The organism is Streptomyces sp. NPDC059456 (assembly GCF_042750055.1).
Lineage (GTDB): Bacteria > Actinomycetota > Actinomycetes > Streptomycetales > Streptomycetaceae > Streptomyces.
This window is the reverse complement of record NZ_JBHYVA010000403.1, coordinates 1-7,757: the sequence shown is the minus strand read 5'-3', so window position 1 is coordinate 7,757 and position 7,757 is coordinate 1. Positions and strand designations below refer to the sequence as shown.

Annotated in this window: 8 protein-coding genes and 5 pseudogenes; 5 read left to right on the top strand and 8 right to left on the bottom strand. The window is 67.8% G+C overall.

The features are described 5' to 3' along the window. Positions 1 to 375, bottom strand: a pseudogene (locus ACFXA3_RS28290) (PP2C family protein-serine/threonine phosphatase); the annotation flags it as partial. A gap of 354 nt (positions 376 to 729) precedes the next feature. Next, positions 730 to 1,296: a hypothetical protein gene (locus ACFXA3_RS28285; RefSeq protein ID WP_385191293.1), complete on the bottom strand. Its 567-nt coding sequence runs from the start codon at positions 1,294 to 1,296 to the stop codon at positions 730 to 732. A gap of 49 nt (positions 1,297 to 1,345) precedes the next feature. Between ACFXA3_RS28285 and ACFXA3_RS28280 the strand changes: the two are divergent. Continuing rightward, a pseudogene (locus ACFXA3_RS28280) lies at positions 1,346 to 1,429 on the top strand (peptidase); the annotation flags it as partial. A gap of 56 nt (positions 1,430 to 1,485) precedes the next feature. Here ACFXA3_RS28280 and ACFXA3_RS28275 read toward each other — a convergent pair. Both ACFXA3_RS28275 and ACFXA3_RS28270 read right to left on the bottom strand, forming a co-directional pair. Continuing rightward, on the bottom strand, positions 1,486 to 2,304 hold the full coding sequence (locus ACFXA3_RS28275; RefSeq protein WP_385191292.1) for a glutamate ABC transporter substrate-binding protein: 819 nt from the start codon (positions 2,302 to 2,304) through the stop codon (positions 1,486 to 1,488). Between the two features lie 297 nt (positions 2,305 to 2,601). Next, positions 2,602 to 3,118: pseudogene (locus ACFXA3_RS28270) on the bottom strand (helix-turn-helix transcriptional regulator); the annotation flags it as partial. Between the two features lie 44 nt (positions 3,119 to 3,162). Here ACFXA3_RS28270 and ACFXA3_RS28265 point away from each other — a divergent pair. Genes ACFXA3_RS28265 through ACFXA3_RS28255 form a run of 3 tightly spaced genes read left to right on the top strand, consistent with a single transcriptional unit; the run spans position 3,163 to position 3,784 of the window. Beyond that, positions 3,163 to 3,345, top strand: a complete 183-nt coding sequence (locus tag ACFXA3_RS28265) for a hypothetical protein (protein ID WP_385191290.1) — start codon at positions 3,163 to 3,165, stop codon at positions 3,343 to 3,345. Continuing rightward, on the top strand, positions 3,342 to 3,629 hold the full coding sequence (locus tag ACFXA3_RS28260) for a hypothetical protein (RefSeq protein WP_385191288.1): 288 nt from the start codon (positions 3,342 to 3,344) through the stop codon (positions 3,627 to 3,629). The genes ACFXA3_RS28265 and ACFXA3_RS28260 overlap by 4 nt, the downstream gene beginning before the upstream one ends. Continuing rightward, the gene (locus ACFXA3_RS28255; protein ID WP_385191287.1) at positions 3,626 to 3,784 is read left to right on the top strand and encodes a hypothetical protein; all 159 of its coding nucleotides are present in this window, start codon (positions 3,626 to 3,628) and stop codon (positions 3,782 to 3,784) included. Before ACFXA3_RS28260 ends, ACFXA3_RS28255 begins: the two co-directional genes overlap by 4 nt. Positions 3,785 to 4,233: 449 nt before the next feature. Here ACFXA3_RS28255 and ACFXA3_RS28250 read toward each other — a convergent pair. The 4 genes and pseudogenes from ACFXA3_RS28250 to ACFXA3_RS28235 form a co-directional block, all read right to left on the bottom strand. Then, positions 4,234 to 4,414 (bottom strand): annotated as a pseudogene (locus ACFXA3_RS28250) (IS5/IS1182 family transposase); the annotation flags it as partial. Positions 4,415 to 4,476: 62 nt separating this feature from the next. Next, on the bottom strand, positions 4,477 to 5,793 hold the full coding sequence (locus ACFXA3_RS28245; RefSeq protein WP_385191286.1) for a hypothetical protein: 1,317 nt from the start codon (positions 5,791 to 5,793) through the stop codon (positions 4,477 to 4,479). 205 nt (positions 5,794 to 5,998) lie between these two features. Further along, positions 5,999 to 6,352 (bottom strand): transposase, encoded by a 354-nt coding sequence (locus tag ACFXA3_RS28240; protein WP_385191285.1) that lies wholly within the window; start codon positions 6,350 to 6,352, stop codon positions 5,999 to 6,001. Beyond that, on the bottom strand, positions 6,349 to 7,080 hold the full coding sequence (locus ACFXA3_RS28235) for a TetR/AcrR family transcriptional regulator (protein ID WP_385191283.1): 732 nt from the start codon (positions 7,078 to 7,080) through the stop codon (positions 6,349 to 6,351). The genes ACFXA3_RS28240 and ACFXA3_RS28235 overlap by 4 nt, the downstream gene beginning before the upstream one ends. Positions 7,081 to 7,238: 158 nt before the next feature. Here ACFXA3_RS28235 and ACFXA3_RS28230 point away from each other — a divergent pair. Next, a pseudogene (locus ACFXA3_RS28230) lies at positions 7,239 to 7,757 on the top strand (FAD-dependent monooxygenase); the annotation flags it as partial.

The window sequence follows — 7,757 nt, the reverse complement described above, 5'->3', positions numbered from 1 at the left end:
CGTCATGGAGTGGCCCATGACGTCGCCGACGACGAGCGCGACGCGGCTGCCGGGCAGCGGTATCGCGTCGTACCAGTCACCGCCGACCCGGGCCGCCTCGGCGGCGGGCAGGTAGCGCGAGGCGAGGCGGACCCCGGTGGGCTGGGGGAGGCTGTCGGGCAGCATCGTGCGCTGGAGCTCGTCGGCGATGTACGCCTCGCGGCCGTACAGGACCGCCTTGTCGATGCCCAGCGCAGTCTGATTGACCAACTGGGCGGCGACGAGCAAATCGTCCTCCTCGAATGCGTGCCGGTCCAGGGTACGGAGGAACACCGCCGCGCCAATCACCCGCCGACGTCCCCGCAGCGGGGCCAGAATGGCCCGCCGGCCGCACGGGAAAAGGGTCTCGCGGCCGAGCATTGCCTCAAGTGCGCTCAAGTGCGCTCTGTTCATGTGGAGACGCCCCGAAGACGAGCCCGACGTTCCGCAGTGCGTCAGCCAACGGTGCCGTCGGACGCACTTCGACCAGCTCCGAGCAGCCCTCGCCGAGAAGATGCCTCGGCAGGTCTGCGCCACGGCTTGGCATGGATCGCCCGTTGGCGTGATCAGCCTCCGCGGATCGGCAGGTCGTGCATATCGCTCTTCGGACAGCTCCTCCGGCCGCGCCTCCGGGGACACGTGTAGTGAGACTCCGCAGCATCCCAGAGAATCCACGCGGGCCAGGAGGGAGCTTGTATTCGTCTACTCGGCTCAAGGCTTTGCAGACTGCCAGAACGACCTGGAGAGAACCCTCTGGTGATGCTTCGAGCGTTCTTTACGCAGCGCGTCGGTGAAGCTCCGGCCCAGCCGTGTGGTGGCTGCCGAGATCAGCGCAGTGGCTTCGCCGGGGAGTCCGGCCGCCTCCAGCGCCAGTACGAGCCCAACCTGGTATGGCATGGATCTGGCCTGCGCGATCACCTCCATGATGTGGTGGCCGATCACGGCGGGCTCCGGGCCCGCAGCACTACCTATCCGTTCCAACTGCCTTAGGAGGAGCACAATCTCTTCCGCAACCCGGTGTACCAGGACCTGCAGCAGCAAGGTCAACTCCTCCTGCAGGCCTGCGGCTCCGAGGCCGAGCAGGAGTGGTGCCATTTGCACAGGCGAGCCACTCTGTGCTTGCTGTAAGAGGAAGGCACTGTCCATGAACGCAGACCGGGCCTGGCGCAGGTAGATCAAGAACCAGGCGACGTGGCCGGTGGGCCGACCACGCACGATGCAGCCGAAGACGGTCTGTGCATGGTCAGTCAGCCCGTTCACCTCCAGACCAGCGACCACCGCAGCGGCTTCCTTGTGGCCGGCGGTCCGCGCAGCGCTCTCCAGCAGGGCCTCGGCCCGGGCCTGGCCCGACCACCCGGCATGGATGCGGGAGTTCCTCACGGTGCTGGCCGACAAGGCGCCGGCGACCTGACCCAGGCGCGGCAAGGCGGCGTGTTCCCCTCCTGCCGCGCCCGGGGCGTGGCGTCGTCAGCTGCTCGCGGAGGTGACCTGCGGGGCGGGCTCGTGCTTGAAGTTGGCCTGGCCGAAGTTCTTCCTCACGGCCGCGTCCCAGGAGCCGTCCTGGACCATCTTCTTGAGGGCGGCATTGATCTTGGCGTGCAGATCCTGGTTGCCCTTCTTGATGCCGATGCCGTAGCTCTCGCTGCTCAGACTCAGCCCCACGAGGCGGAACTTGCCCGTGTTGCCCTTCTGAGCGGCGTACCCTGCCAGGATCGCGTTGTCCGTGGTCATGGCGTCGACCAGGCCATCCTGGAGGGCGATCACGCACTCCGAGTAGCCGTCGAGCTCGAGCAGGCTGGCCTTCGGCGCCAGGTTCTGCTTGATGTTCTGCGCCGAGGTGGAGCCGGCGGTGGAGCAGAGCTTCTTGTTGTTGAGGTCCTCGGCCTTGGTGATCGTGGCGTCGCCGGCGCGGACGAGCAGGTCCTGGTGGGCCGTGAAGTACGGGCCCGCGAAGTCGACCTTCTCCCGGCGCTTGTCGTTGATCGAGTAGGTCGCGGCGACGAACTTGACCTCGTTGTACTGGAGCAGCAGCTCGCGTTCGGCGCTGTCGACCCGCTTGAACTCGATCTGCTCCGGCTTGTAGCCGAGCTCCTTGGCGATGTACCTGGAGACGTCCACGTCGAAGCCGGAGAAGGTGCCCCCCGCCTCGCGCAGGCCGACACCGGGCTGGTCGAAGGAGATGCCTATGGAGAGGGTCCCCTTGGGTCCTTCGTCGCCGCCGCAGCCGGTGGCGGTCAGGGCGAGGCCGATCACAGCGGCCATCGCACCAGCCTTGGGGACCTTCATGTTGCAACTCTTTCCTCGGGGACGCGGGACGCGCAGCGGGATCGCCGGTGCGCGTGGAACCGCGGGGTACGTAGAAGCGTCAAGACGCGTGTACAAGGAAGCTAAGAATGCTGCCGCCGCGGTGTCACTGGATCTTGGCAAAACTTGAGGTAACGATCCGGCTCGACCGGCCTTCCCCGTGGCAAGCGCGTACCGACGACTCCGCGCCCACAGCCGGCACCCGTCGGGCACGTCGACCACCCCGGAGGGCCCGCCCGCGACCAGGTACCAGCGGCCCGCCTTCAGCACGAGCCCCTACGGCTCCACCCGGCGCTCGATCTCCTCCGGCGCCCGCCAGCGCCGGTACCGCAGCACCATTGCCCGCGCTCCCACACCGCGGCGGCGACCGGGGCCCGATAGGGCGTGCGGTCGGCGTCGCTGTACCAGCCGGGTGCGTCGAGCAGAAAGCGTTTACGGATACGTTCGGCGTGCTCGCGCAGCTCCGCCGGAAGCGCTGCACGCAACTTGAGTTGCGCGGTGGCGAGCGCCTCCCCGAGTCCCAGGTCGGCGGCGGCGCCGGGGAGCGCGGCGCGGAAAGCGGCCTGCGCCTCGTCCGCGGTGAGTCCGGTGAGCCGGGTCCGGTAACCGTCGACCAGTCGGTAGCCGCCCGCGTGTCCGGCGGCGCCGTACAGCGGGATGCCAGCGGCGCCGAGCGCCTCGACGTCCCGGTAGACCGCACGGACGAGACCTCCAGTTCCTCGGCCAGTTCCCGGGCGGTCATCCGGCCCCGGTTCTGGAGCAGGAGGAGCAGCGTGACCAGCCGGCTCGCGCGCATGCCGCCCAGTATCCCGTCAGGGGACCGTCCCTAACCTGCGACGCATGAACGACTTCGACTTCCTGCACGGCTCCTGGGACGTGGCCAATCGCCGTCTCACCGCACCGCTGGCACCGGGCACCGGAACCTGGGTGGAGTTTCACGGCCATGCCGTGATCCGGCCGCTGTTCGGGGGCGCCAGCAACATCGACGAGATCACCTTCCCACCCTCGGCCGCCAGGGAGTGACCCTGCGGCTGCTCGACCGCCAGACGGGACGCTGGTCGACCCACTGGTCCGACAGCCGGACGGGCCGACTGGACCCGCCCGTGATCGGTGGCTTCACCGGGGAACGCGGCGACTTCTACGGTGACACCACCCACGACGGTCGCCCGATCCGGGTGCACTTCACCTGGTACCGCCTCGGTCCGGACCACGCCCGCTGGGAGCAGGAGTTCTCCGCCGACGACGGCCGCACCTGGGAACACAACTGGACCATGGACTTCACCCGAACCGGGCGGGCCGGCGCATGAGCATCGTCGGACCCCGGCAGTACACCCTGCGTCCCGGAGCCCGGGAATCGCTGATCGAGCTGTTCGAGCGCGAGTTCGTGACCGGCCAGCAGGCGGTCGGCATCACCGTCGGCGGCCGGTTCCGCGACCTGGACGACCCGAACCGCTTCGTCTGACTGCGTTCGTTCCCCGAGATGGCGCGCCGTCGGCGCTCGCTGGAGGCCTTCTACACCGGCCCGGTCTGGCGGGAGCACCGAGAGGCGGCCAATGCCACCATGACCGACAGCGACGACGTCCTGCTGCTGCGCGGACCCGGCTTTCACGCCCGCGCCCGGCGCCCGCGAGGTGCTCGCGACCGTCTGTCATCCGTCCGCGGCGACAGCCTTCGACGGGTACGCCGCCCGGCACCTGAACTCGCGCCACGCGCTGCACCGCACCGAGCACTCCGAGAATGACTAGCCGCGCCTGCCGGTCCGCACCGGGGAGGACGTCAGGCTCTGGTTCGGCCCGGCGCAATCACCGCCTTGGCCGAGCCGCAGGCTTCGGCTCGAACCGGTGACGACCTGAGTCCTGTCCGGCGGATCCGGCCTGGCCCCTACCGCGCCTCGGCGCAGGGCCGTCACACCCGAAGTGGAAGCATCCAGATCGCGCAGCGGGACCAGTCCAGCTCTCCGCGGGCGCCGAGTTCGTCGAGGACCAGGCGGTGGAGCGTGGCCCACTCCCTGGCCCTCGACGCACTCGGAAAACCGCCGGTGGGCGGTCGCGCCGGAGGGTCCGAACGAGGCCGCCGGCAGCTGCTGCCAGGTTTCTTACTCTCGCGATCGTGTGCACAAATCTCTCGCCCCGCTGATGTGGCTGGAGGCGCTGGTCAGCGCTGGCTCTTGATCTCGCCCAGCGTCTGCTCGACCGGGCCCGCCAAAATGTCGAAAAGGCCGTAGCGGTTCCGCATCTCGCGGATCGTGGGTTCGGAGAATGTGCGATCCTCCTCACCCACCGGCGCGATGACCGGCGCCACGTCTGCACCATGTTGACCAAAGCGCCAATAGGTAGTGACGCGTCGGTGTTGTCTCGTGTAATGATCGATCGCATTATTTTCTTGCATCGGAGCCGTTTGGACGATGACGTCGTTCTCTTCACGTCCTGCCTTCACCCAACGGGGCAGATCAACGCCCCTCCACGAGTATCCAGGCGTTCCGAAATTTCCCATAACGAGCTTGTCTTTACGCGCGAGACTCAGGGTTGCATAGAAGGTCAGCTTTTCGAAATTCGTATCGATGGGAAGTTCAACAATGGTTCGCGTGAGCGACTCGCCTTTCGCCTCGACCCAGTTTCCGGCGGGAATCCATGGCTGGGCCGCTACCAGCTGGCCGGGCTGGTAGACCTCTCTGCGGGTAAGCGGGTGCTTCTCCCGGTACATGGCCCATTGCTCGGCCCCTTGGCGCCACTTCGAGGCGGTCACGTCCGTCTGGGTCACCGTCACGTCCTCTCCCATGGCATGGAACTCGGTACCCAGCACATAGAAACTCACATCGCTGTGGTTCACGAGCTTGATGTCGACCGGCACGGAGAACGCCTTGCGGTCCGCACTGAGCACCGGCTTGCCCACGTCCAGCTGTACGAGAGGGGCGACATCTCGCCGGTTCGGCTGAAAAAGGTACTGATAGCTGAAATTGGCGACCGCCACAATCGTGGAGACAAGGAGTGCCGCAGCCACCCGCTTCGGAGTGGGGATCTCATCCAGTCTCCGCCACACCAGGATGACAGCCAATAGCGAACCCACGCTCAGCGCAATGGACAGGACCATGTAGCTGACCCTCTCGCCGTCGTTCCATGTCCGAAACGCGAGCAAGACGTTCGTCAACAACGCCACGCCGGTACTTCCCAGCGCGACCACTCCGAAGTTGGATACCGGCCCTCGGACCCAACAGTCCATGACCGCAGCAACACCCACGACCATGATGAGGGCCGCCAGCATGAGGGCCACTCCGGTGACATAGCCCGGGAAAGTCAGACTGTCCCTGAAGTCCTTGAAGCCGCACCAACCCACCGGTAGCGCCGTCAGGAGCAGGACCAGTACAACCCAGGCCATTTCCGCCCGTGAGTATTTGGATTTCGTAAGGCCGCGTCGTACCATCACGTGCGCGCCGGACTGGGACCCCGAGTCGGACTCTAATGAATTCGTCACATTATCACCTCCTGGCCATGCGCCGGATTTTGATCATTATGCCCCCAGCTGATCCACCTGGCCACTATCCGCATTCCGCCTGTCGGCCTAAACTTATTGAATCTTGGAGAGCAGCAGGAGTACTCCAGAAACAGGCAATAGCGCTCGGCGAGCGCGATCTGACGGTTGGAGGCTCGTCGACTGATCACCCCGTCGGGTGGTTGTCTTATTTGGTGAGGCGGCGGCAGATGAGGACTGCGGCTACGCCGACGAAGGCAAGGAAGTGTTCAGCCTTGCGTTCGTACCGGCGGTGGAGCCGACAGCAGCCGGCGAGCCAGGACATGGTCCTCTCGACGACCCATCGCTCCAGCCCGGCCTGGGCTGGGTCGGCGCTGGGCGGCGACGAGTTGGGCCATGCGCGGCGTCGTAGCCGGCGTCGAAGACGATCAGGATGTCCGGCGTCGGCGTTCGGCGTTGTCCTCCTCCTGATCGGGTCCTGATCGCGCAGGAGGGGGCGGCTGGCTCTTCTCCGGTGGGGCACGACCAGGCCGGTGCCCAGGTAGGCGCCGTCCGCGATCACCGTCGTTCCGGCCCCCCTGGCGGGCAGGTCCGACTCCCGATCCCGTCGAGGAGGCAGGCTAGGCCGAACTCGAAGGAATAGTCGAAGCCGTGGTCCTCGGCCTCGACGACCCGGCGGGCGAACTGCGGGTAGGCGCCGCTCTCGACGATCCGGTGGATGTACGGGCTGACGCTGTCGCGCCACTGCTCCTCGGTCATGCCAGTGCGGCGCTGTGCCTCCTGCTCGGCGAGTTCACGGGAGACGACGCCGATGACATAGTCGAAGACCAGCGAGACGACGTCGGAGGCCAGGGTGATGTCCTCGGTCACCGCGCCGGCCGCGACGAGCGCGTGGTCCATCTGCCGCAGCGAGTTGGGGCCGAGGGCGGGGCGGGTTGCCAGCACGCTGCCCAGCCACGGGTGGCGCAGCAGTGCGGCTCGCTGCCCACGCGCGACGTCGGCCAGGTCTGTGCGCCAGTTCCCGGTGAGCGGCTTCGGCGCCGCCACCGCCCGCGCGGTGTCGATCATGAGCTCCAAGAGCTCGTCGCGACCAGCCACGTACCGGTAGAGCGAGGTGGTGCCCGACCGGAGGTCGCCGGCGACGCGGCGCATGGAGAGCGCGTCCAGTCCTTCGGCGTCGGCGATGCCGATCGACACCTCCACGATTCGCTCGATGCTCAGCACCTGCCGCTTGGGGGCGTGCCGTTCCTTGCTCCAGACCAGCGCGGGAGCTGACTTCTCTTCGGCCATGGCGCCCATCATACTCACGTGGGCACAGTGTTCCCACATGAGGGACCATCGTTCCCGCCAAGAGGGGGAAGCCGTGTCAGAGTCCGAGGTTTTGATCGTCGGCGGCGGTACCGTCGGCCTGAGCGCAGCGGTGTTCCTGGCCCCACCACGGGGTCCGGGTCCATCTGGTGGAGCGGGAGGCCGGTCCTCAGATCCACCCCCGGGCCACCGGCGTGGGCATGCGGACGGTGGAGCTGCTGCGTGAGGTCGGCCTGGACCGCGCGGTGAACGAGGCCGCCGTCGACATGGCCGCGAGCAGTCTGGGCAAGATCAGCGCAGAAACGCTGGCGGCCGCCGCGCTGCCCGCTCGTCCCGTCCAACCCGCCGGCGTCGGCCCGGCCGAGCAGCCGCTCCACACGCCCGCCGCGCTGCGTGGCACGTGCCTGCAGAACCGCCTGGACGCGGTCCTGCTGCCGGCGGCCCGCCAACGCGGCGCGCGGGTGGCGCCCGGGGTCACCGGCGGGGCAAGGACCGGCAAGCAGGGAGCGGCGACCCGGACGGGTCTCGCCCACCGCCCACGTCGAAATGCGCCCAAGACATCGCAGTCTCGGTCTTCGACACCCCCCCCCCCCCCACCCCACTCCCCCCTGCCCGCCGACCCGGTAGCCGCCCCCCTGGGCGAGCCCGCCTGGGTCTGT

Bases quoted from the DNA above. Each gene is read 5' to 3' on its own strand.
- ACFXA3_RS28275 (WP_385191292.1), bottom strand. From the start codon at position 2,304: ATGAAGGTCCCCAAGGCTGGTGCGATGGCCGCTGTGATCGGCCTCGCC.
- ACFXA3_RS28265 (WP_385191290.1), top strand. From the start codon at position 3,163: ATGAACGACTTCGACTTCCTGCACGGCTCCTGGGACGTGGCCAATCGC.
- ACFXA3_RS28235 (WP_385191283.1), bottom strand. From the start codon at position 7,080: ATGGCCGAAGAGAAGTCAGCTCCCGCGCTGGTCTGGAGCAAGGAACGG.
- ACFXA3_RS28255 (WP_385191287.1), top strand. From the start codon at position 3,626: ATGAGCATCGTCGGACCCCGGCAGTACACCCTGCGTCCCGGAGCCCGG.